Below are 21,648 nucleotides of genomic sequence, written 5' to 3'. Positions count from 1 at the left end.
GGCCTCCTGTGAATGCAAGCGACCTGATGATTTTAAACGCTTTCTGGCTCGGGCGCTGTGACGCTGCCCTTATGAACGGTTTTTCCCGCCAGATAGCGCTCCCGGAAGCATGAGAAATGGTTGCCCAGGGCGCCAGCCGCAACGGTATCTCCCGCTAAATCCAGAAGCGCAATCGCCACTTCGGCGGTGCAGTATTGCCCGTCAGCATGCGCTTCACGCAGGCGGTAGGCGGAGACGCGGGAAAGATCGACCGAAATGACCGGCAGCGCGTCGAGATAGGGGCTTTTGCGAAACATTTTTCGCGCTTCGGTCCAGGTGCCGTCCAGCATGATAAACAGAGGGGGTTTACCGGATGGCGGCGCTGAAAGAACCTGGCGCTCCGCGCCTGCATAAGACGCGGGGAAAACGACCATAGGCTGATAGTCGGGGCTGGCCACTAAATCGAGCAGGGCCTGAGGCGGCTCCGTACGGGACCATTGAAACGCGGAGGTATCCGGCAGAATATCAGCGATAAGACGCCCCGTATTGCTGGGTTTCATCGGCTCGGTATCGAACATGACCAGACAAAAACGGCTTTCCGCCGTACTCGGAGCGAGCGTCTCGCACAGACAAACCTTCAGCGGCAGCAGGCAGCGCTGACAGCGGCGAATACGGTTGCCTCGGGCGAGGAACGGTCGTGTGGCGCGCGCAAGGCGTTCGGCGCGTAATTTAAGGACAGCGTTATCAGTCATGAGCGAAATGCAGGAAAAACGCTATTTTCGCAGAGGCGGGAGCGGGGCACAAGACGTGCCCCGTGAATGTTACAGCGACTCGTTTAACCAGCTTTCAAAAGGCGCTTTTGGAACCGCACCGTTGAGCATATCGATCGCTTCGCCATTTTTGAAAATCATAATGGTCGGGATGCTGCGAATACGAAAACGTGCGCTCAGTTCGGGTTCGGCTTCGGTATTGACCTTAACGAACCGCATTTTTCCGCTACGCTCTTCGGCCACATCTTCGAAGATCGGCGCGAAGCTACGGCATGGGCCGCACCATGGCGCCCAGAAATCGATCACGACAGGAAGATCGTCCTTAAGGAGTTTGTCCAGCGTAGCACCCGTCGCGTTAATGACCTCGCCATCAAACAATTCATGGCCGCAGCGTCCGCATTTCGCACCATCTTCAATCCGATCGTCCGGAATGCGGTTAAGAGCCTGACAGTTGGCACATACGGTATTCATAACTAACCTCTGATAGAGCCGTGGGACAGCGGCACAACGCCGATAATGTTTCTAATATGTTACATATTATCAATGAGCCTGTTTGAAACAACAATGCGTTTTATTCAATGAGAACAATAGTCACAGGCTTTTGTACGAAATTATGGCTATGCGCTGGCACATCGGGTAATCTGCGCGCTTCGCGCAGCGCTGGTGGAGAAAAGCATGAACGACGAAATGAAAAACAAAAGCGGCAAGGTCAAAGTGATGTATGTCCGCAGTGATGATGACTCTGATAAACGCACCCAAAATCCGCGTACCGGAAAAGGTGGCGGGCGTCCGGCGTCTTCTCGTGCAGACGGTGGCCGTCGCCCCGCCCGCGATGACAGAAATAACCGCGGTGATGACCGCAAACGTGACGATCGCAAACGCGATGATCGTCCGCGTTCCGACCGCCCACGCAGTGACCGTCCACGCGACGATCGTCCGCGTGATGATTTCTCACGTGATAACGCCTCCCCGTGGCGCACCGTTTCTCGTGCCCCTGGCGACGAAACGCCAGAAAAGGCCGATCACGGCGGTATCAGCGGTAAAAGCTTTATCGACCCGGAAGTACTGCGCCGTCAGCGTGCGGAAGAGACCCGCGTGTATGGCGAGAACGCCTGCCAGGCGCTGTTCCAGAGCCGTCCTGAATGTATCGTCCGCGCCTGGTTTATCCAGAGCGTGACCCCGCGCTTTAAAGAAGCGCTGCGCTGGATGGCCGCGAACCGTAAAGCCTACCACGTGGTGGATGATGCGGAGCTGACCAAAGCGTCCGGTACTGAACACCACGGCGGCGTCTGCTTCCTGATCAAAAAGCGTAACGGCACCACCGTGCAGCAGTGGGTCAGCCAGGCGGATGCCGATGACTGCGTGCTGGCGCTGGAAGATGTGGGCAACCCGCACAATCTGGGCGCAATGATGCGCAGCTGCGCGCACTTTGGCGTGAAAGGCGTGCTGTTGCAGGATGCCGCGCTGCTGGAATCCGGCGCAGCGATCCGTACTGCGGAAGGCGGAGCCGAGCACGTACAGCCGATCACCGGCGACAGCGTTCTGGACGCCCTCGAGCAGTTCCGTAAAGCGGGTTATTCCATCGTGACCACCTCGAGCCATGCCGGTACGCCGCTGTTTAAAGCGACGCTGCCGCGCAAAATGGTGCTGGTATTAGGTCAGGAACGTGATGGTCTGTCTGACGCGGCGCTCTCCAGTGCGGATCTGAGCGTCTCTATCGACGGAACAGGCAATGTGGAAAGTCTGAACGTATCCGTTGCGACCGGCGTACTGCTGGCCGAATGGTGGCGTCAGAATAAGGCATAAGCCATTTTGCTTTTTGTATGCCCGGTGAGCCGGGCATACAAACTCAAACTACTCGCTCTCTGCCGGTAATACAGGCATCCAGTCAATCGGCTTTTCGCCACTTTTTTCCAGCCATTCATTCGCCAGAACAAAATGATTACTGCCAAAGAAACCGCGATGCGCAGACAGCGGTGACGGGTGCGGTGCCTTGAGCACGTGATGACGCTGACGATCGATAATCGCCCCTTTCTTCTGCGCGTGAGAACCCCAAAGTAAAAACACCACCCCTTCACGATGCTCGTTGATAAGGCTGATGACTTTATCGGTAAACGTCTCCCAGCCCAGACTGGCGTGCGAGTGCGCCTGACCCGCCCGTACGGTAAGCACCGTATTCAGTAACAGCACGCCCTGGCGCGCCCAGCTTTCCAGGTAACCGTGGTTTGGCCGGGTAAAACCGGGCACGGTTGCTTCAAGCTCTTTATACATGTTGAGCAGAGAAGGGGGGATAGCCACACCCGGACGAACGGAAAACGCCAGCCCATGCGCCTGCCCGGGGCCGTGATAGGGATCCTGACCCAGAATGACCACTTTCACATCGCTCAGTTCGGTGTAGCGAAAGGCGTTGAACACGTCTTTCTGCGGCGGGTAAATCGTTTGTCCGGACTGACGCTCAGCGGCAACGGTGCTGAGCGTATTGATAAAATAAGGCTGCTGCTTTTCTTCTGCCAGCACGTCATGCCAGGTTAAAGGTGTCGTCATCTCGCTCTCCTGCGAATCTCAATCTGTGACTAGCTTACCTGTTTAGCCCCGGTGAGCAAAATTACGTGCTGAAATACGTGCTAAGTGGCTAAATTTATTTTGAAAAGATACAGAGTGAGTTTAATTGGTAAGACTGTGAAATTGATCTGAAACAATAAATTCAAACCACACTCTTTATGTGGTTGGTGTTTTTGTTGATTTAAATCAATAAATCACCGAGGTGTGAATGTTATATATACACACAAGAAACAATGGTTTTACCAATTGGCCGCGAAAGGCCAGCATCAGTTAATGTAGCCTAGGGAGGCAACACATGATTACAGGTATCCAGATTACTAAAGCTGCAAATGACGATCTGCTCAATTCTTTCTGGCTGCTGGACAGCGAGAAGAACGAAGCGCGCTGCGTCGTTGCGAAAGCGGGTTTTGCTGAAGATGAAATCGTGCCGGTGAACAAACTGGGCGAAATCGAATACCGTGAAATTCCAATGGAAGTGAAACCGGAAGTGCGCGTGGAAGGGGGTCAGCACCTGAACGTTAACGTGCTGCGCCGCGAAACGCTGATGGATGCCGTTGAGCACCCAGAAAAATACCCACAGCTGACTATCCGCGTGTCCGGCTATGCGGTTCGCTTTAACTCACTGACTCCAGAACAGCAGCGCGACGTTATCGCTCGTACCTTTACTGAAAGCCTGTAACGGCTTCAGCAGGGGGGAATAAAAAAGCCGGGGATTTCCCCGGCTTTTTTTACTCTTCAGTTTTCGTCTCTGGTGCGGCAGAGCTTGGCTTACGGCGCTTACCAATGTTTTTGGTATCGCGGTGGCGCTGCTTCACGCGCGGTTTCTCTTTTTCTTTCTCTTTTCTCTCCGCACGTTTTGCGAGCGCTTTCTTGGACGGTTTACCCGTCATCTTTTCACTCGGCGCACGCGTGGTCGGGCGGAGTTCGTCAATAACGCGCGCTTTCAGCGGCTCATCAACATAGCGGCCAATCCTCTGCAGCAGCAGGTAGTCATGCGCTTCGACCAGTGAAATCGCAATCCCTTTGCGGCCCGCGCGGCCGGTACGGCCAATACGGTGCAGGTATGTATCTCCGCTGCGCGGCATATCGAAGTTAATGACGTGGCTGACGTCCGGGATGTCGATTCCGCGAGCGGCTACGTCTGTCGCAACCAGTACGTTAACGCGGCCATCGGTCAGGCGCTTGATGCCTTCGGTACGCTTGATCTGCGCCATCTCGCCTTCAAGATAGCAGTTGTTGATCCCGGCGTTACGCAGCATTTCAGCCAGCTCGTGCACGCGCTCGCGCTTGCGCACAAATACGATTGTGCGCAGCGCATCTTCCTGCTTCAGCAGGTGTTTCAGCAATTCGACCTTGTGCTCGAGGTTGTCCGCGCGGTAGTACCACTGGTGGATCTTCTTACGCTCACGGGTGGACGGCGTCGCCGACACTTCCACCGGATCTTCCAGCAGACGCTCTGCGAAGTCTTTGATCGCTTCCCCTTCGAGGGTGGCAGAGAACAGCATCGTCTGGTTACGCCAGCGCGTTTCTCCTGCAATGTGCTCGATATCCTGTGCGAAGCCCATGTCCAGCATGCGGTCGGCCTCGTCGAGGATCAGCGTTTCAACCGCGCGGCAGTCGAAGTTCTCTTCTTTAATGTACTGCAGCAGGCGGCCCGTCGTTGCAACGACGATGTCCTGGTTTTCGCTGAACACTTCGGCGTGGTTCATATACGCAACGCCGCCGGTGATGGTGGCGATATCCAGATGAGTATTTGCCGCGAGTTCACGCGCGTGATCGGCAACCTGCATTGCCAGTTCGCGCGTAGGCGTCAGGATCAAAATACGCGGCGGGCCAGATTTTTTACGCGGAAAGTCGAGCAGATGCTGCAACACAGGCAGCAAATAGGCTGCTGTCTTCCCCGTGCCGGTTGGCGCAGAACCGAGCACATCGCGGCCCTCAAGCGCAGGCGGAATGGCCGCTGCCTGAATGGCGGTCGGGCGTGTAAAGCCTTTGCTCTCAAGTGCATTGAGCAGGCTTTCATCGAGTTCAAGTTCGGAAAAAGTCGTTACAGTCATGTTCTACCTCTGTGTGGGGCGCTGATTATAGACGTTACGGCTGTAATCTTCATCTGTTTGTATGGATATCGCTTTTCGGCCACTTCGCTTTCCCCTATGCTACTCCAGTTTCACTTAGAAGGTTGTCCTGACATGTCTCAACTCAAAGCGCAGCTGCGCCGCGATGGTTTTACCTTTAAACAATTTTTTGTCGCCCACGATCGCTGTGCCATGAAGGTCGGTACAGACGGTATTTTACTGGGAGCGTGGGCGCCTGTCGCAGGTGTTAAGCGTATTCTTGATATCGGTACCGGCAGCGGGCTGGTGGCGTTGATGCTGGCGCAGCGTACGGAAGAACATGTCATCATTGATGCCGTCGAACTGGACGCGCAGGCCGCAGAGCAGGCGAGTGACAATATGGCCGAATCCCCCTGGGCTGCCCGCATGAAAGTGGACTGCGCAGATGTGCTCGCCTGGGCGCCTGAACAAACCGCACGTTACGATTTGATCGTCAGCAACCCTCCCTACTACGAGCCCGGCGTTGAGTGCGGGACGCCCGAGCGTGAACAGGCGCGTTATACCGGCTCCCTCGATCATAAAGCGCTGCTCACCAGCGCGGCAGAACTCATCTCCGAAGAAGGTTTTTTCTGCGTGGTCCTGCCCGAGAGTACCGGCAACACGTTTATCGGCATCGCGCAGGAGATCGGCTGGACGTTACGTCTGCGTACCGATATTTCGGATACGGAAGGACGACTGCCGCACCGCGTGCTGTTGGCGCTCTCGCCAAAAGAGGGTGAATGCTTTAATGACCGGATGGTGATCCGTGGGCCAGACCAGCGTTATTCCGAAGATTACACTGCCCTGACCCAGGCGTTTTATCTGTTTATGTAAACCTGCGGGGCGAGTATCGACGGGCCGGACTCAGCAAGCTGATCCGGGTAGTCCAGGGTATAGTGCAGCCCGCGGCTCTCTTTACGCATCATCGCGCAGCGAACAATCAGCTCGGCAACCTGCACCAGATTGCGCAGCTCCAGCAGGTTATTGGATACGCGGAAATTGGCATAATACTCATCAATTTCCTGCTGCAGCATGGTGATGCGGCGCAAGGCGCGTTCCAGGCGTTTCGTGGTGCGCACAATCCCCACGTAGTCCCACATAAACAGCCGTAGCTCATGCCAGTTGTGCTGGATCACAACCAGCTCGTCCGGGTTATCCACGCGGCTTTCATCCCAGGCAGGCAGCTGCTCTGTCTCGCGGGCGTAAGGCATGCGCCTGGTGATGTCTTCCGCCGCCGACCAGCCGTACACCAGACACTCAAGCAGCGAGTTAGAGGCCATACGGTTCGCGCCGTGAAGTCCGGTATAGCTGACCTCACCGATAGCATACAGACCGTCTACGTCAGTACGTCCATGATCGTCAACCATCACACCACCGCAGGTATAGTGTGCCGCTGGCACAATGGGCACCGGATCGCGCGTTAAATCAATGCCAAGATTGAGCAGCTTTTCATAAATCATCGGGAAATGCTGGCGAATGAACTCTGCTGGCTTATGGCTGATATCGAGATACATGCAGTCCACGCCAAGACGCTTCATTTCATGGTCGATGGCGCGAGCAACGATATCGCGCGGGGCCAGTTCGCCCCGGGCGTCAAAGTCGGGCATAAAGCGGGAGCCATCAGGGCGTTTCAGATAAGCGCCTTCACCGCGCAGGGCTTCCGTCAGCAGGAAGTTGCGCGCCTGAGGGTGGAACAGGGCGGTGGGGTGAAACTGATTAAACTCGAGATTCGCCACCCGGCAGCCTGCGCGCCAGGCCATAGCGATACCGTCTCCGGAGGCAATGTCCGGGTTCGTGGTGTACTGATACACTTTAGAGGCGCCGCCCGTCGCCAGGACTACAGCCTTTGCCTGACAGGTTTCCACCTTCTCTTTATTTCGGTTCCAGACCCAGGCGCCCACCACGCGACGCGTCCCGGGCAGGCCAATCTTGTCAGAGATAATCAGGTCAACGGCATTGCTTCGCTCGAGAACCCGAATATTAGGATGGTTCAGCGCTTTGCTGACCAGCGTGGTTTCCACTTCTTTTCCGGTGGCATCCGCTGCGTGCAGGATGCGGCGGTGGCTATGGCCACCTTCGCGAGTCAGGTGGTAGCTCTCTTCACCGTTCGGTTGAACCTGAGTATCGAATAAGACGCCCTGGTCGATGAGCCACTGAACGCAGTGACGGGCATTGCTGGCGACAAACTCTGCGGCGTGTGCATCCACGATCCCGGCCCCGGCAATGAGCGTATCTTCGACGTGGGAAGCAATGCTGTCTGTCTCATCAAACACGGCGGCAATGCCGCCCTGGGCATAAAACGTGGAACCTTCACTTATCGGTCCTTTACTCAGAACGATAACGTTTTGATGCTCGGCCAGGCGCAGCGCCAGAGAGAGACCGGCAGCGCCGCTGCCGATGATCAGTACATCACAATGGAGTTCAGATGTTGTGTTCATGATTGTTGTTTAATTTACTAAACAGTGTTGGGTCAGAATAGCACCTGAATGCGATTTATCGCACGTATTTTTTTAGAGGCTGTCGCAATGGCTAAACGCGTAAGCGGAGGTAAACGGAGGGTAAATGAGTGAAATTATTTTGCGAAGCAGATCGTTAGCGTCAGATTTTGTGGTGAAATAAAGCCTGTGTTGCGTTACTCTTCTGGCGGGAAAAAGATGTTTCTTGTCAGAAAGTGGTGCGTATCGTGAACAGACTTATAATGAGAGAAAATGAACAGTCTGCGGCGCGATGAACAAAAACAAAGGCGTTACGGAACTTATTGAAGATCAGACACTCTAATTCGGTGCTTGCTCAAAGTGCGGTATTTTTAGAGTGGCGTTTCGATAACGCGTGGAATTTAGGTTTGGGGAGACATTACCTCGGATGAGCGAGCAGTTAACGGACCAGGTCCTGGTTGAACGGGTCCAGAAGGGAGATCAGAAAGCCTTTAACCTACTGGTGGTCCGCTACCAGCATAAGGTGGCGAGCCTGGTTTCCCGCTATGTACCGTCAGGCGATGTGCCTGATGTGGTGCAAGAGTCTTTTATTAAGGCCTATCGCGCGCTGGATTCTTTCCGGGGAGATAGTGCTTTTTATACCTGGCTGTACCGTATTGCGGTCAATACGGCAAAGAATTATCTGGTCGCTCAGGGTCGTCGTCCGCCTTCAAGTGATGTGGACGCAATAGACGCCGAAAACTTCGAAAGTGGCGGCGCATTGAAAGAAATTTCGAACCCTGAGAACTTAATGTTGTCAGAAGAACTGAGACAAATCGTTTTTCGCACGATCGAGTCGCTCCCGGAAGATTTACGCATGGCAATTACGTTACGGGAGCTGGATGGTCTGAGCTATGAAGAGATAGCCGCTATCATGGATTGTCCGGTCGGCACGGTACGTTCACGAATTTTCCGTGCGCGAGAAGCTATTGATAATAAAGTTCAACCGCTTATCAGGCGTTGACGATAGCGGGATACTGGAAAAGGTATTAGGCATGCAGAAAGAAAAACTTTCCGCTTTAATGGATGGTGAAACGGTAGATAATGAGATGCTCAACGAGCTGTCTCATTCACCCGAAATGCAAGAGACCTGGGAGAGTTACCATCTCATCCGTGACACCCTTCGCGGTGACACCAGCGAGGTTCTCCATTTCGATATCTCAGCCCGCGTCATGGCGGCGATTGAGAATGAGCCTGTTCATCAGACCACTCCGCTGATTCCTGAAGCTCAACCCGCGCCTCACCAGTGGCAGAAAATGCCATTCTGGCAAAAGGTGCGCCCGTGGGCCAGCCAGCTTACCCAAATGGGTGTGGCTGCATGCGTATCGCTTGCAGTTATTGTTGGCGTCCAGCACTATAATACTCAGTCTGAAACTAATCAGCAGCCAGAAGCGCCAGTGTTTAACACACTGCCGATGATGGGCAAAGCCAGCCCGGTAAGTCTGGGTGTACCGGCTGATGCATCCGCCAGCGGCGGCCAGCAACAGCAGGTTCAGGAGCAGCGCCGTCGCATTAATGCGATGTTGCAGGATTACGAGTTGCAGCGTCGTCTGCACTCTGAACAGCTTCAGTTTGAGCAGGCGCAGACACAGCAAGCTGCTGTGCAGGTGCCCGGAAACCAAACTTTAGGAACGCAATCGCAGTAATGAAGCAACTTTGGTTCGCCATGTCTCTGATGGCGGGTAGCCTGTTCTTCTCTGCCAACGCCTCGGCTGATGTTTCATCCGGGGCGTTGTTGCAGCAAATGAATCTGGCCAGCCAGTCACTCAATTATGAGTTGGCATTTATCAGCATCAATAAGCAGGGCGTCGAGTCGTTACGCTATCGTCATGCCCGTCTTGATAACCAGCCGCTCGCCCAGCTTTTACAGATGGATGGCCCGCGTCGGGAAGTGGTTCAGCGTGGCAACGAAATCAGCTATTTCGAGCCGGGTCTGGAGCCTTTCACGCTGAATGGCGATTATATCGTTGATTCTCTGCCGTCACTCATTTATACCGACTTCAAACGGCTTGCCCCTTACTATGATTTTATTTCGGTGGGGCGCACACGCATCGCGGACAGACTGTGTGAGGTCATTCGCGTTGTTGCCCGGGACGGAACGCGCTACAGCTATATCGTCTGGATTGATGCCGAAACCAAACTCCCGATGCGTGTAGACCTGCTCGATCGTGACGGTGAAACGCTGGAACAGTTCCGGGTTATCTCCTTCAGCGTGAATAATCAGGTTGGCAACAGCATGCAGAATCTGGCTAAGGCCAGCCTGCCGCCGCTGCTTTCTGTTCCTGCCGGGGATTCCGTTAATTTCAACTGGGTACCTGCCTGGATCCCGCAAGGGTTTAGCGAAGTGTCCAGCAGCCGTCGTCAGCTGCCAACCATTGAAACGCCGGTGGAATCGCGTCTCTATTCGGATGGTTTGTTCAGCTTCTCGGTGAATATCAATCGCGCAACGGCAAACAGCGCCGAACAAATGCTGCGTACCGGGCGCCGTACGGTGAGTACAACGGTACGCGATAACGCAGAGATCACCATTGTGGGAGAACTCCCTCCGCAGACGGCGAAGCGCATCTCCGACAGCATTAAATTCAGGGCTGCACAATGATCAAAGAGTGGGCGACGGTTGTTTCCTGGCAGAACGGCATTGCGCTGGTGAGCTGCGATGTTAAAGCCTCGTGTAATAGCTGCGCATCCCGTGCCGGCTGTGGCAGCCGCGTGCTGAATAAGCTCGGGCCACAAACATCGCACACGATTTCTGTGCCAAGCGAACAGCCGCTGATGGCGGGGCAGAAGGTGGAACTGGGCATCGCGGAAGGCAGCCTGCTCAGCTCCGCTATGCTGGTGTATCTCTCTCCGCTGGTCGGCCTGTTTATCATGGGTGGCCTGTTTCAGATGCTGTTTGGTACCGATGTGGCCGCTATGTGCGGTGCCGCATTGGGTGGCGTGGGGGGATTCTGGCTTGCCAAAGGGCTATCTCCGACGCTTGCCGCGCGGGAGGAGTGGCAGCCTGTCATTCTCAGCGTTGGGCTGGCACCAGACCAGCTTCGTGTTGAAACGCTCTCTTCAGAGGCCCGGTGATCCATCGGGCTTTATCATTTTTTACACCCTAAAACAGAAAACGGCCTTTCTTCACGTTATACGTGCTTCTAAGTGCATTTCCAGGTAGCGAGGATGTAGTGTAGAATGCTGCGTTTTCGCACTGAAAAACGTCAGGCTAAGAACAGCGGCCTCCAGGAATTCGTAAGGCATAATTATTTAACTATATGAAGAACATACGTAACTTTTCGATCATTGCTCACATTGACCACGGTAAGTCGACGCTGTCTGACCGTATTATCCAGATTTGCGGTGGCCTGTCTGATCGTGAAATGGAAGCCCAGGTTCTGGACTCCATGGACCTGGAACGCGAACGCGGTATCACCATCAAGGCGCAGAGCGTTACGCTTGATTACAAAGCGGCTGATGGTGAAACCTATCAACTGAACTTTATCGACACCCCAGGCCACGTTGACTTCTCCTATGAGGTTTCACGCTCGCTCGCGGCCTGTGAAGGTGCGCTGCTGGTGGTGGATGCCGGGCAGGGCGTTGAAGCCCAAACCCTGGCAAACTGCTACACCGCGATGGAAATGGATCTCGAAGTTGTGCCGGTTCTGAACAAGATCGACCTGCCAGCCGCCGATCCTGAACGCGTAGCGGAAGAGATTGAAGATATTGTCGGCATTGACGCGACCGATGCCGTGCGCTGCTCCGCGAAAACCGGTGTGGGCGTGACCGACGTGCTGGAACGCCTGGTACGTGACATTCCAGCCCCGGAAGGCGATCCGGATGGCCCGCTGCAGGCGCTTATTATCGACTCGTGGTTCGATAACTATCTGGGCGTTGTCTCTCTGGTGCGTATTAAAAACGGCACCATGCGTAAAGGCGAAAAAATTAAGGTAATGAGTACCGGACAGGTCTACAACGCCGACCGTCTGGGCATCTTCACGCCAAAACAGGTTGACCGTACCGAGCTGAGATGCGGCGAGGTAGGCTGGCTGGTCTGCGCCATTAAAGACATCCTCGGCGCGCCGGTGGGCGATACCCTGACCGGCGCCCGTAACCCGGCAGATAAAGCGCTGCCAGGCTTTAAAAAGGTGAAACCGCAGGTTTACGCCGGTCTGTTCCCGGTCAGCTCTGACGACTACGAAAACTTCCGTGACGCGCTCGGTAAACTGAGCCTGAACGATGCCTCCCTGTTCTATGAGCCAGAAAGCTCAACGGCGCTGGGCTTCGGCTTCCGCTGTGGTTTCCTCGGTCTGCTGCACATGGAGATCATTCAGGAGCGTCTGGAGCGTGAATACGATCTGGATCTGATCACCACGGCGCCGACCGTAGTTTATGAAGTTGAAACCACCTCGAAAGAAGTGATCTACGTCGATAGCCCGTCCAAGCTGCCGCCGCTGAACAACATTCAGGAGCTGCGTGAGCCTATCGCAGAGTGTCACATGCTGCTGCCGCAGGAATTCCTGGGTAACGTAATTACGCTGTGTATTGAGAAGCGTGGCGTGCAGACCAACATGGTTTACCACGGTAACCAGGTGGCGCTGACCTATGAGATCCCGATGGCGGAAGTGGTACTCGACTTCTTCGACCGTCTGAAGTCGACCTCCCGTGGCTATGCGTCACTGGATTACAACTTCAAACGCTTCCAGGCCTCCAACATGGTGCGTGTGGACGTGCTGATCAACGGCGAGCGTGTGGATGCGCTGGCGCTGATCACCCACAACGACAATGCGCCGTACCGTGGCCGCGAGCTGGTTGAGAAAATGAAAGATCTGATCCCACGTCAGCAGTTCGATATCGCGATTCAGGCGGCGATTGGCAACCACATTATCGCGCGTTCAACCGTGAAACAGCTGCGTAAAAACGTTCTGGCGAAGTGCTATGGCGGTGACGTCAGCCGTAAGAAAAAGCTGCTCCAGAAGCAGAAAGAAGGTAAGAAGCGTATGAAGCAGGTCGGTAACGTCGAGCTGCCGCAGGAAGCATTCCTTGCCATCCTTCATGTTGGTAAAGACGGCAAATAACCCTAAGGAGTTGGCATGGCGAACATGTTTGCCCTGATCCTGGTCATTGCTACCCTGGTGACAGGTCTGTTGTGGTGTCTGGATAAGTTTATCTTCGCCCCAAAACGTCGTGAACGTCAGGCTGCCGCTCAGGCAGCCACTGGTGATGGGATTGACGCGAAAACCCTGAAGAAAGTCGGCCCGAAACCGGGCTGGCTGGAAACGGGCGCTTCGGTATTTCCGGTGCTGGCGATTGTGCTGGTGGTACGTTCGTTTATTTACGAGCCGTTCCAAATTCCATCAGGTTCAATGATGCCAACGCTGCTGATTGGTGATTTTATTCTGGTTGAGAAGTTTGCCTACGGCATTAAAGATCCTATCTACCAGAAAACGCTGATCGAAACCGGTCATCCGAAACGTGGCGACATCGTGGTGTTCAAATATCCGGAAGATCCGCGCCTGGACTACATCAAGCGTGCGGTAGGTCTGCCGGGTGATAAAGTCACTTACGATCCGGTTGCGAAAGAAGTTACCGTTCAGCCGGGTTGCAGCTCCGGTACCGCATGTGAAAACGCGCTGCCAATCACTTACTCAAACGTTGAGCCAAGTGATTTTGTGCAGACCTTTGCCCGTCGTAACGGTGGCGAAGCGACCAGCGGGTTCTTCCAGGTACCGAAAGGTGAAACCAAAGAGGACGGCATCCGTCTGGTTGAGCGCAAAGAGACGCTGGGCGATGTGACGCACCGAATTCTCACCGTGCCAATCGCGCAGGATCAGCTGGGTATGTACTATCGCCAGCCGGGCCAGCAGCTGGCGAGCTGGATTGTACCGCCAGGACATTACTTCATGATGGGTGACAACCGCGATAACTCTGCGGACAGCCGTTACTGGGGCTTTGTGCCGGAAGCGAATCTGGTCGGCAAAGCCACCGCCATCTGGATGAGTTTTGAGAAGCAGGAAGGCGAATGGCCGACCGGTGTACGCCTGAATCGTATTGGCGGAATCCATTAATTCTCAATAAATGAACGCGTAGCCGCTTTAATTAGCGGCTACGTGAATTATTTCCACGATAAATCTCTTCGAACTAACGACATCCCCTGTCGTTGTGTATAGAATATTCCCCCGAAGTTTAAGGTTGGCCCTGCAAGGGTGCCACGGCACACGAAACCGCGTTGGTTTTCTCAGGTCGGTTTCGTGTGCTGCATTTTTGACGCATTCATTTATTGGTATCGCATGAACCCCATCGTAATTAATCGGCTTCAACGGAAGCTGGGCTACACTTTTCATCATCAGGAGTTGTTGCAACAGGCATTAACCCACCGCAGTGCCAGCAGCAAACATAATGAGCGTCTCGAGTTTTTAGGCGACTCTATTTTAAGTTTCGTGATTGCGAATGCGCTTTATCACCGTTTCCCGCGTGTGGATGAAGGGGATATGAGCCGCATGCGTGCCACGCTGGTTCGGGGTAATACCCTTGCGGAAATCGCGCGCGAGTTTGAGCTGGGCGAATGTCTGCGTCTTGGGCCGGGTGAACTGAAAAGCGGCGGCTTCCGTCGTGAATCTATTCTTGCCGATACGGTCGAAGCATTAATTGGTGGTGTGTTCCTGGACAGCGATATCCAGACCGTAGAAAAGCTGATCCTGAACTGGTATCAGACCCGTCTGGACGAAATCAGCCCGGGCGATAAACAAAAAGATCCGAAAACGCGTCTGCAGGAATATTTGCAGGGTCGTCATCTGCCGCTGCCGTCTTATCTGGTGGTGCAGGTGCGTGGCGAAGCGCACGATCAGGAATTTACCATCCATTGCCAGGTCAGTGGCCTGAGTGAACCGGTGGTAGGCACAGGTTCAAGCCGTCGTAAGGCTGAACAGGCTGCCGCCGAACAGGCGTTAAAAATGCTGGAGCTGGAATGAGCGAAGATAAAACCTATTGCGGATTTATTGCCATCGTCGGACGTCCGAACGTTGGCAAATCCACCCTGCTGAATAATCTGCTTGGGCAGAAGATTTCCATCACCTCGCGTAAGGCGCAGACCACGCGTCACCGCATCGTCGGCATCCATACTGAAGGCGCGTATCAGGCGATCTACGTCGATACCCCGGGCCTGCACATGGAAGAGAAGCGTGCCATCAACCGCCTGATGAACAAGGCGGCGAGCAGCTCGATTGGCGACGTAGAGCTGGTGATTTTCGTTGTGGAAGGCACCCGCTGGACGCCGGACGACGAGATGGTGCTGAACAAGCTGCGTGACGGCAAAACGCCGGTCATCCTCGCGGTCAACAAAGTTGATAACGTGCAGGAAAAGGCCGACCTGCTGCCGCATCTGCAGTGGCTTGGTAGCCAGATGAACTTCCTCGACATCGTTCCGCTGTCCGCTGAGACCGGCCTGAACGTGGACACCATCGCGGGCATCGTGCGTAAGCATCTGCCGGAAGCGATTCACCACTTCCCGGAAGACTACATCACCGATCGCTCTCAGCGCTTTATGGCGTCTGAAATCATCCGTGAAAAGCTGATGCGTTTCCTGGGTGCTGAACTGCCGTACTCTGTGACGGTGGAGATCGAGCGTTTCCAGAGCAACGAGCGCGGTGGCTACGACATTAACGGCCTGATCCTCGTTGAGCGCGAAGGGCAGAAGAAGATGGTGATCGGCAACAAAGGGGCCAAGATCAAAACCATCGGCATTGAAGCCCGTAAGGACATGATGGAGATGTTCGAAGCGCCGGTTCACCTTGAACTGTGGGTGAAAGTGAAATCTGGCTGGGCCGATGATGAGCGTGCTCTGCGCAGCCTCGGTTACGGCGAAGACCAGTAACTTAAGACGACGAGCATATGGATGGATGGCAGCGCGCCTTTGTCCTGCATAGTCGTCCCTGGAGCGAAACCAGCCTCATGCTGGACGTCTTCACGGAAGAGTCGGGCCGCGTGCGCCTCGTTGCGAAAGGCGCACGTTCCAAACGTTCTAACCTGAAAGGTGCCCTACAGCCTTTCACGCCGCTGCTGGTACGCTTCGGTGGGCGAGGGGAAGTGAAAACCTTGCGCAGTGCCGAAGCCGTCTCTCTGGCGCTTCCTCTTTCCGGCATCACGCTCTACAGCGGTCTGTATGTCAACGAACTCATCTCACGGGTTCTTGAGCATGAGACCCGCTTCTCTGAACTTTTCTTCGATTATCTGCACTGTATCCAGGCGCTGGCTGGCGCATCCGGCACGCCCGAACCCGCCTTGCGTCGTTTTGAACTGGCGCTGCTGGGCCACCTCGGATACGGCGTAGATTTTCTGCACTGCGCGGGCAGCGGGGATGAGGTAGAAGACACCATGACCTACCGCTACCGTGAAGAAAAAGGCTTCATTGCCAGTATCGTGATCGACAACAGCACCTTTACCGGGCGCCAGCTCCGGGCGCTGTATGAGCGCGAGTTTCCCGATCAAGATACCCTGCGCGCAGCAAAACGCTTTACCCGGATTGCCCTCAAGCCGTATCTTGGCGGCAAGCCCTTAAAGAGCCGCGAATTATTCAGGCAGTTTGTGCCGAAACGTTAGACCACAGAATCGAAAAGAAAACCGAGGATTGTCATGGCTGAATTACTGTTAGGCGTCAACATCGACCACATCGCCACGCTGCGTAATGCGCGCGGCACGGCGTATCCCGATCCGGTTCAGGCAGCGTTTATCGCTGAACAGGCTGGCGCCGACGGCATTACCGTTCACCTGCGCGAAGACCGTCGCCATATCACCGATCGCGACGTGCGCATTCTGCGTCAGACGCTGGACACCCGTATGAATCTGGAGATGGCGGTCACCGAAGAGATGCTGGCCATTGCCTGCGAGACCCAGCCGCATTTCTGCTGCCTGGTGCCGGAAAAACGCCAGGAGGTCACGACCGAAGGCGGTCTGGATGTGGCCGGTCAGCTCGACAAAATGCGCGATGCCTGCAAGCGCCTGGCGGATGCCGGTATCCTGGTTTCTCTGTTTATCGACGCCGATTTCGCCCAGATTAAAGCGGCGGCCGACGTGGGCGCGCCGTATATCGAAATCCACACCGGCTGCTATGCCGATGCCAAAAATGACGCCGAACAGGCGAAAGAGCTGGATCGCATTGCCAAAGCGGCCACGTATGCCTCAAGCCTGGGACTTAAGGTTAACGCCGGTCACGGCCTGACCTACCACAACGTGAAGGCCATTGCCGCCCTGCCGGAAATGCACGAGCTGAACATCGGCCACGCCATCATTGGCCGTGCGGTGATGAGCGGCCTGAAAGAGGCGGTTTCAGAAATGAAACGCCTGATGCAGGAAGCGCGTCAGTAATGGCCATTCTGGGCTTAGGCACCGATATCGTTGAAATAGCCCGTATTGAAGCGGTGATCGCCCGTAGCGGCGATCGCCTCGCAAGACGCGTGCTGAGCGATAACGAGTGGGCCATCTGGGAAGCGCATCAGCAGCCGGTGCGCTTTCTGGCAAAGCGCTTTGCGGTAAAAGAGGCGGCAGCCAAAGCCTTCGGGACCGGCATTCGTAACGGCCTGGCGTTTAACCAGTTCGAAGTGTTTAACGATGAGCTGGGCAAACCGAGCCTGCGTCTGTGGGGAGAAGCGCAAAAGCTGGCGGAAAAGCTAGGGGTGAATCACATGCACGTGACGATCGCAGATGAACGCCACTATGCCAGCGCAACGGTTGCATTCCGTGCAGCGGTCGCTGTTAATCTCATAGATGCTGTCGCCCATCGAAATCGCCTGGTTCGGGCATTCGGGCTCGCACATATCGCAATTAATGCATTTTTTGGTAATTAACAGCGCCATCAGGAAATTCTCAGAAACAACACAAACTGGGCGGGCATTATACGCGTCAAACCAGTTTCTTTACCAGTTCTTCGCTGTGACGAATGCGCTCGGGCGCGCGCTCCAGATCCTGCTGCACCAGCGCCATAAACAGCAGGTCCGTCAGCATCATTTGCGCGCTGGTGGACGAGATAGCCGCGCTGCGCGTGGCCTGCTCTTCGGCAATGGTATATAAACAGCGCGTTGCCCGCTGCTGCAGGGCATTCGGGGTAAAACCGGTGATCGCCAGAATTTTACCGCCGACGCGCAGCGCTTCATCGGTCGCCATATTGATTTCACGGCGCTCGCCGGAGTAGGAGATGGCCAGCAGCAGATCGTCAGGATCCATCGCCTGTACGGTCGCCAGCAGGGCGTGCATATCCTGCTCGACGATGGCGTTAAGCCCAATTTTCGTCAGCTTCCAGCCAAAGTTACGCGCCACAAGTCCGGACGCACCGATACCGGTCAGAATGATCCTCCGCGCGCCGCGCAGCATCGCCACGCTCTCCAGCAGCTTCTCTTCGGTGTTTACATCGAGCGTCGCGTGCATAGCCGCCACGTTCTCTTTGATGAGCTTTTCGCCAACCAGCCGCATCGGGTCATCGCCGCGGATCTGATTATGCACCGGCATGGACTGCGGGTTGGGGTTGCTCACCAGCGCTTCGCTGATCGCCAGCTTGAGGGCGGGGAACCCCTTAAAGCCAATCTTCTGGGCAAACTTCACCACGCTGGACTGGCTCACGCCGGCTTCACTCGCCAGCTGCTGCGAGCTGAGATGGCGTGCATGGTCGGGTTGAGAAAGCAGAAAATCCGCCAGCTTCTTGTCGCTTTGGGCAAAGCCTGCGTAGCGCTGGCGGATGCGAATTAAACAGTTCATAGGGTCTCCTGGCGAAAATGTGATTATCTGCGCAAATACGAATTTTGCTCGCCTGAATGAATTTTATATTCCATTATAGTGTGATTATTATGAATTAAAAATTCTTGAGGTACAAAAATGAATCTTGGCTCACTTGTTTCTGAAACGCGTAACCCGCAAACCATGGATCTGGATGCGCTCTCCACCCTGGAGCTGGTTAACCGCTTTAATCAACAGGATACGCTGGTCGCGCAGGCAGTGAAAGAGACATTACCCGAGGTGGCGAAAGCGGTCGATGCGGCGGCGGAAGCCCTCAAGGCCGGCGGCCGTATTATCTACATGGGGGCGGGCACCAGCGGGCGTCTTGGGGTGCTGGATGCGTCAGAATGCCCGCCAACCTTTGGGGTTCCGCACGGTCTGGTCGTTGGACTGATTGCCGGTGGACCCGGCGCGCTGCTGAAAGCCGTTGAAGGAGCGGAAGACAATGCACAGCTGGGCGAGGATGACCTGAAGGATCTGAATCTGACCGCGAAGGATCTGGTGGTTGGGCTGGCGGCATCCGGGCGCACCCCGTACGTCATTGGCGGGCTGGAATATGCCAACCGGACCGGCTGCACGACGGTGGCCATCTCCTGTAACCCTGGCTCACCGATTGCGCAGGTGGCCGCTATCGCTATCTCTCCGGTTGTCGGGCCGGAAGCGCTCACCGGCTCCACGCGCCTTAAATCCGGGACCGCGCAAAAGCTGGTGCTCAATATGATCTCCACCGGCGCGATGGTGAAGTTCGGCAAGGTGTATCAGAACCTGATGGTGGATATGCAGGCCACCAACGTCAAGCTGGTGGACAGAGCCTGCCGCATGGTGATGGAGGCGACGGGGGCAGGCCGTGAAGAGGCTGAAGCGGTACTCAAGCAGACCGATCACGATGTTAAACCGGCCATTTTGATGATCCTGAGCGGGCTGGATGCGGCGGCCGCGAGAGCCAAACTCGATGCGCATAGCGGCTTCTTACGGGCAGCATTAGAAAACTAACAGAGGCGTCTATGGACAAAACAGCAGCGCTCGCCAGCGATATCCTGCAGGGGATTGGTGGGGAAAAAAATATTCAGCGTCTCGAAAACTGCATGACGCGCGTGCGCGTCGAGGTGCATAACGACGACCAGCTCGACGTGCAGCGTCTGAAGGCGCTTTCCGGCGTCAGCGGCTACGTGAAACAGGGGCAGCAGCATCAGCTGATCGTCGGGCCAGGGAAAGCGGCGCAGGTTGTCGATGCCATGCGCGCGCTGATGGGCGTTAACGCGAGCGCGTCGATTAACGATGCGGAACGCACCAGGGCGCAGGCGAAGGCCAAATATAAAGCCCCCATGAGCGATGCGCTGCGTCAGCTGGCAAACGTCTTTATTCCGCTGATCCCGGCGTTTATTGCCTCAGGCCTGATCACCGGGATCATCAATATCCTCAAGCGACCGGATATTGTGGGGGATTTCGCCACGCAGTATCCGAACCTGCTGGGGATTCTGGGGATCTTCGGCAGCGCTGTGTTCGCCATCATGAACATTCTCGTCGGGGTGAATACCGCGAAGGTGTTTGGTGGATCGCTGGCGATGGGCGGGGTTATGGCGGGCATCTTGTCCAGCCCGCAGCTGGCGCAGATCACGCTGTTTGGTGAGGCGCTCCAGCCCGGGCGCGGTGGGGTGATCGCCGTGCTGCTGGTGGTCATCCTGATGTGCTGGATCGAGAAAAGGCTGCGCGCGGTTTTGCCCGGGTCGATCGAGCTGATTCTCAACCCGCTGCTGACCACGCTGATTACCGGTAGCGTAGCGATTGTGGCCCTCCAGCCGTTAGGCGGGTGGATCTCTGAAGCCATCGCTCACGGTGCGTCTCTGGCTATTGACCGCGGCGGCCTGTTAGTGGGCGCTGTGCTTTCCGGTACCTTCCTGCCGTTAGTGCTGACGGGGCTACATCAGGGGCTGGTTCCCATCCACGTCGAGCTGGTGCAGGCTCACGGCTACAACGCGCTGCTGCCTATCCTGTCGATGGCGGGCGTGGGGCAGGTCGGCGCGGCGATTGCCGTACTGATGAAAACCCGCAACGCGCGTCTGAAAAAAATGATAAAAGGCGCACTCCCGGTTGGCCTGCTCGGTATTGGCGAGCCGCTGATTTTCGGCGTTACGCTGCCGCTGGGTAAACCGTTCCTCGCCGCGTGTCTGGGCGGTGCGGTAGGCGGGGCGCTGATCAGCTACTGGAAAGTCGCTACCGTTATCAACTTTGGGCTTTCCGGTTTACCGCTGGCATTAACCATCGTGACCGGAAAAGTCATGCTCTATCTGTTAGGCTATTTAGTAGCGGTGATCGCCGGGTTCCTTTTTACCTGGCTATTAGGATTCAACGACCCAGAGGAGTAAGGTTTGGCAAATCACGCGCGTCGCGTTGTCTTTTTCGATCTGGATGGAACGCTGCATCAGCAGGATATGTTTGGAACGTTTATGCGTTACCTGTTGCGGCGTCAGCCTTTGAATGCGCTGCTCGTGCTGCCGCTCTTACCGGTTATCGGGATCGCGCTGCTGGTGAAAGGCCGGGCGGCGCGATGGCCGATGAGTCTGCTGCTGTGGGGATGTACGTTTGGGCACAGCGAAGCGCGGCTCAAGCAGCTCGAAAAGGATTTTGCGCACTGGTTTCGCGGTCACGTTGCCGCCTTTCCTGTTGTACAGGCGCGCCTGACCAGCTACCTCGACGCGAACGATGCCGACATCTGGCTGATTACAGGCTCCCCGCAGACGCTTGTGGAGCAGGTCTACTTTGATACCCCCTGGCTTCCGCGCGTGAATCTTATCGCCACGCAAATTGCCCGCGGTTACGGCGGCTGGGTGCTGACCCTGCGCTGCCTGGGGCATGAAAAAGTGGTCCAGCTGGAGAAACGCATCGGTACGCCGCTGCGCCTGTACAGCGGCTACAGCGACAGCAAGCAGGACAACCCGCTGCTCTATTTTTGCCAGCACCGCTGGCGCGTCACGCCATCAGGCGAACTTCAGCAACTCGAATAGTCTTCTCTAAAACGGGCGTGTA

The 21,648-nt window shown here is 55.6% G+C and carries 23 protein-coding genes and 2 pseudogenes; 18 read left to right on the top strand and 7 right to left on the bottom strand.

The window, feature by feature from the left end; genetic code table 11:
• Positions 1–32 precede the first annotated feature (32 nt).
• Entirely contained in the window at positions 33–731 is a 699-nt protein-coding gene (locus tag LA04_RS18845) for a tRNA-uridine aminocarboxypropyltransferase (RefSeq protein ID WP_047652712.1), read from the bottom strand.
• 69 nt (positions 732–800) lie between these two features.
• On the bottom strand, positions 801–1,220 hold the full coding sequence (trxC, locus tag LA04_RS18840) for a thioredoxin TrxC (RefSeq protein WP_047652711.1): 420 nt from the start codon (positions 1,218–1,220) through the stop codon (positions 801–803).
• A gap of 204 nt (positions 1,221–1,424) precedes the next feature.
• On the opposite strand from trxC, the gene LA04_RS18835 reads away from it, so the two are divergent.
• Complete coding sequence (locus LA04_RS18835) at positions 1,425–2,555, top strand: tRNA/rRNA methyltransferase (RefSeq protein ID WP_023308857.1); 1,131 nt, start codon at positions 1,425–1,427, stop codon at positions 2,553–2,555.
• 48 nt (positions 2,556–2,603) lie between these two features.
• On the opposite strand, the gene ung is transcribed toward LA04_RS18835, so the two are convergent.
• Complete coding sequence (ung, locus tag LA04_RS18830; protein WP_047652710.1) at positions 2,604–3,293, bottom strand: uracil-DNA glycosylase; 690 nt, start codon at positions 3,291–3,293, stop codon at positions 2,604–2,606.
• A 313-nt stretch (positions 3,294–3,606) separates the two neighbouring features.
• Here ung and grcA point away from each other — a divergent pair, with 313 nt between their 5' ends.
• The gene (grcA, locus tag LA04_RS18825; RefSeq protein ID WP_047652709.1) at positions 3,607–3,990 is read left to right on the top strand and encodes an autonomous glycyl radical cofactor GrcA; all 384 of its coding nucleotides are present in this window, start codon (positions 3,607–3,609) and stop codon (positions 3,988–3,990) included.
• A gap of 49 nt (positions 3,991–4,039) precedes the next feature.
• On the opposite strand, the gene srmB is transcribed toward grcA, so the two are convergent.
• Complete coding sequence (gene srmB / locus LA04_RS18820) at positions 4,040–5,368, bottom strand: ATP-dependent RNA helicase SrmB (protein ID WP_047652708.1); 1,329 nt, start codon at positions 5,366–5,368, stop codon at positions 4,040–4,042.
• 132 nt (positions 5,369–5,500) lie between these two features.
• Here srmB and trmN point away from each other — a divergent pair, with 132 nt between their 5' ends.
• Positions 5,501–6,238 carry a tRNA(1)(Val) (adenine(37)-N(6))-methyltransferase TrmN gene (gene trmN, locus LA04_RS18815; protein WP_047652707.1) on the top strand — a complete coding sequence of 246 codons (738 nt, stop codon included), beginning with the start codon at positions 5,501–5,503 and terminating at the stop codon, positions 6,236–6,238.
• Here the strand turns inward: trmN and nadB are convergent.
• Complete coding sequence (nadB, locus tag LA04_RS18810) at positions 6,223–7,842, bottom strand: L-aspartate oxidase (protein ID WP_047652706.1); 1,620 nt, start codon at positions 7,840–7,842, stop codon at positions 6,223–6,225. The two genes, trmN and nadB, sit on opposite strands and share 16 nt — an antisense overlap.
• Positions 7,843–8,186: 344 nt before the next feature.
• On the opposite strand from nadB, the gene rseD reads away from it, so the two are divergent.
• The 12 genes and pseudogenes from rseD to acpS form a co-directional block, all read left to right on the top strand.
• Positions 8,187–8,270, top strand: coding sequence for a rpoE leader peptide RseD (gene rseD, locus LA04_RS25335; RefSeq protein ID WP_223605340.1), 84 nt, complete (start codon positions 8,187–8,189; stop codon positions 8,268–8,270).
• The gene (gene rpoE, locus LA04_RS18805; protein WP_006176728.1) at positions 8,267–8,842 is read left to right on the top strand and encodes an RNA polymerase sigma factor RpoE; all 576 of its coding nucleotides are present in this window, start codon (positions 8,267–8,269) and stop codon (positions 8,840–8,842) included. The genes rseD and rpoE overlap by 4 nt, the downstream gene beginning before the upstream one ends.
• A gap of 31 nt (positions 8,843–8,873) precedes the next feature.
• Positions 8,874–9,524: an anti-sigma-E factor RseA gene (gene rseA / locus LA04_RS18800; RefSeq protein ID WP_047652705.1), complete on the top strand. Its 651-nt coding sequence runs from the start codon at positions 8,874–8,876 to the stop codon at positions 9,522–9,524.
• A complete protein-coding gene (gene rseB / locus LA04_RS18795; protein ID WP_023308851.1) occupies positions 9,524–10,477 on the top strand; it encodes a sigma-E factor regulatory protein RseB in 954 nt (317 codons plus the stop codon). Before rseA ends, rseB begins: the two co-directional genes overlap by 1 nt.
• Positions 10,474–10,950: a SoxR-reducing system protein RseC gene (gene rseC / locus LA04_RS18790; RefSeq protein WP_023308850.1), complete on the top strand. Its 477-nt coding sequence runs from the start codon at positions 10,474–10,476 to the stop codon at positions 10,948–10,950. Before rseB ends, rseC begins: the two co-directional genes overlap by 4 nt.
• 185 nt (positions 10,951–11,135) lie before the next feature.
• A complete protein-coding gene (gene lepA, locus LA04_RS18785; RefSeq protein ID WP_047652704.1) occupies positions 11,136–12,935 on the top strand; it encodes a translation elongation factor 4 in 1,800 nt (599 codons plus the stop codon).
• A 15-nt stretch (positions 12,936–12,950) separates the two neighbouring features.
• On the top strand, positions 12,951–13,925 hold the full coding sequence (gene lepB / locus LA04_RS18780) for a signal peptidase I (protein ID WP_023308848.1): 975 nt from the start codon (positions 12,951–12,953) through the stop codon (positions 13,923–13,925).
• Positions 13,926–14,147: 222 nt separating this feature from the next.
• Positions 14,148–14,828, top strand: a complete 681-nt coding sequence (rnc, locus tag LA04_RS18775; protein WP_003860711.1) for a ribonuclease III — start codon at positions 14,148–14,150, stop codon at positions 14,826–14,828.
• On the top strand, positions 14,825–15,730 hold the full coding sequence (era, locus tag LA04_RS18770; protein WP_047652703.1) for a GTPase Era: 906 nt from the start codon (positions 14,825–14,827) through the stop codon (positions 15,728–15,730). The genes rnc and era overlap by 4 nt, the downstream gene beginning before the upstream one ends.
• Positions 15,731–15,747: 17 nt before the next feature.
• Positions 15,748–16,455, top strand: a complete 708-nt coding sequence (recO, locus tag LA04_RS18765; RefSeq protein ID WP_047652702.1) for a DNA repair protein RecO — start codon at positions 15,748–15,750, stop codon at positions 16,453–16,455.
• Between the two features lie 33 nt (positions 16,456–16,488).
• The gene (gene pdxJ, locus LA04_RS18760) at positions 16,489–17,220 is read left to right on the top strand and encodes a pyridoxine 5'-phosphate synthase (protein ID WP_047652701.1); all 732 of its coding nucleotides are present in this window, start codon (positions 16,489–16,491) and stop codon (positions 17,218–17,220) included.
• A pseudogene (gene acpS, locus LA04_RS18755) lies at positions 17,220–17,585 on the top strand (holo-ACP synthase); the annotation flags it as partial. The gene pdxJ and the pseudogene acpS, both read left to right, overlap by 1 nt.
• Here the strand turns inward: acpS and LA04_RS23845 are convergent.
• Together LA04_RS23845 and LA04_RS18750 are read right to left on the bottom strand one after the other, a co-directional pair.
• Positions 17,586–17,708: pseudogene (locus LA04_RS23845) on the bottom strand (4Fe-4S binding protein); the annotation flags it as partial.
• 46 nt (positions 17,709–17,754) lie between these two features.
• Positions 17,755–18,603 (bottom strand): MurR/RpiR family transcriptional regulator, encoded by an 849-nt coding sequence (locus tag LA04_RS18750; protein WP_023308844.1) that lies wholly within the window; start codon positions 18,601–18,603, stop codon positions 17,755–17,757.
• 117 nt (positions 18,604–18,720) lie between these two features.
• Between LA04_RS18750 and murQ the strand changes: the two genes are divergently transcribed.
• The 3 genes from murQ to yfhb are packed head-to-tail and all read left to right on the top strand — an operon-like array spanning position 18,721 to position 21,626.
• Positions 18,721–19,614, top strand: coding sequence for an N-acetylmuramic acid 6-phosphate etherase (gene murQ / locus LA04_RS18745; protein WP_047652700.1), 894 nt, complete (start codon positions 18,721–18,723; stop codon positions 19,612–19,614).
• An 11-nt stretch (positions 19,615–19,625) separates the two neighbouring features.
• Positions 19,626–20,987, top strand: a complete 1,362-nt coding sequence (locus tag LA04_RS18740) for a PTS transporter subunit EIIC (RefSeq protein WP_047652699.1) — start codon at positions 19,626–19,628, stop codon at positions 20,985–20,987.
• Between the two features lie 3 nt (positions 20,988–20,990).
• Positions 20,991–21,626: a phosphatidylglycerophosphatase C gene (gene yfhb / locus LA04_RS18735; RefSeq protein WP_039263757.1), complete on the top strand. Its 636-nt coding sequence runs from the start codon at positions 20,991–20,993 to the stop codon at positions 21,624–21,626.
• The last annotated feature ends 22 nt before the right edge of the window (positions 21,627–21,648 follow it).

The sequence above is a fragment of the Enterobacter sp. UCD-UG_FMILLET genome, assembly GCF_000762975.1.
GTDB classification, from domain to species: domain Bacteria; phylum Pseudomonadota; class Gammaproteobacteria; order Enterobacterales; family Enterobacteriaceae; genus Enterobacter; species Enterobacter dykesii.
This window is presented reverse-complemented; position numbering and strand designations above follow the sequence as displayed.

Bases quoted from the DNA above. Each gene is read 5' to 3' on its own strand.
- LA04_RS18845 (WP_047652712.1), bottom strand. From the start codon at position 731: ATGACTGATAACGCTGTCCTTAAATTACGCGCCGAACGCCTTGCGCGC.
- trxC (WP_047652711.1), bottom strand. From the start codon at position 1,220: ATGAATACCGTATGTGCCAACTGTCAGGCTCTTAACCGCATTCCGGAC.
- LA04_RS18835 (WP_023308857.1), top strand. From the start codon at position 1,425: ATGAACGACGAAATGAAAAACAAAAGCGGCAAGGTCAAAGTGATGTAT.
- ung (WP_047652710.1), bottom strand. From the start codon at position 3,293: ATGACGACACCTTTAACCTGGCATGACGTGCTGGCAGAAGAAAAGCAG.
- grcA (WP_047652709.1), top strand. From the start codon at position 3,607: ATGATTACAGGTATCCAGATTACTAAAGCTGCAAATGACGATCTGCTC.
- srmB (WP_047652708.1), bottom strand. From the start codon at position 5,368: ATGACTGTAACGACTTTTTCCGAACTTGAACTCGATGAAAGCCTGCTC.
- trmN (WP_047652707.1), top strand. From the start codon at position 5,501: ATGTCTCAACTCAAAGCGCAGCTGCGCCGCGATGGTTTTACCTTTAAA.
- nadB (WP_047652706.1), bottom strand. From the start codon at position 7,842: ATGAACACAACATCTGAACTCCATTGTGATGTACTGATCATCGGCAGC.
- rpoE (WP_006176728.1), top strand. From the start codon at position 8,267: ATGAGCGAGCAGTTAACGGACCAGGTCCTGGTTGAACGGGTCCAGAAG.
- rseA (WP_047652705.1), top strand. From the start codon at position 8,874: ATGCAGAAAGAAAAACTTTCCGCTTTAATGGATGGTGAAACGGTAGAT.
- rseB (WP_023308851.1), top strand. From the start codon at position 9,524: ATGAAGCAACTTTGGTTCGCCATGTCTCTGATGGCGGGTAGCCTGTTC.
- rseC (WP_023308850.1), top strand. From the start codon at position 10,474: ATGATCAAAGAGTGGGCGACGGTTGTTTCCTGGCAGAACGGCATTGCG.
- lepA (WP_047652704.1), top strand. From the start codon at position 11,136: ATGAAGAACATACGTAACTTTTCGATCATTGCTCACATTGACCACGGT.
- lepB (WP_023308848.1), top strand. From the start codon at position 12,951: ATGGCGAACATGTTTGCCCTGATCCTGGTCATTGCTACCCTGGTGACA.
- rnc (WP_003860711.1), top strand. From the start codon at position 14,148: ATGAACCCCATCGTAATTAATCGGCTTCAACGGAAGCTGGGCTACACT.
- era (WP_047652703.1), top strand. From the start codon at position 14,825: ATGAGCGAAGATAAAACCTATTGCGGATTTATTGCCATCGTCGGACGT.
- recO (WP_047652702.1), top strand. From the start codon at position 15,748: ATGGATGGATGGCAGCGCGCCTTTGTCCTGCATAGTCGTCCCTGGAGC.
- pdxJ (WP_047652701.1), top strand. From the start codon at position 16,489: ATGGCTGAATTACTGTTAGGCGTCAACATCGACCACATCGCCACGCTG.
- LA04_RS18750 (WP_023308844.1), bottom strand. From the start codon at position 18,603: ATGAACTGTTTAATTCGCATCCGCCAGCGCTACGCAGGCTTTGCCCAA.
- murQ (WP_047652700.1), top strand. From the start codon at position 18,721: ATGAATCTTGGCTCACTTGTTTCTGAAACGCGTAACCCGCAAACCATG.
- LA04_RS18740 (WP_047652699.1), top strand. From the start codon at position 19,626: ATGGACAAAACAGCAGCGCTCGCCAGCGATATCCTGCAGGGGATTGGT.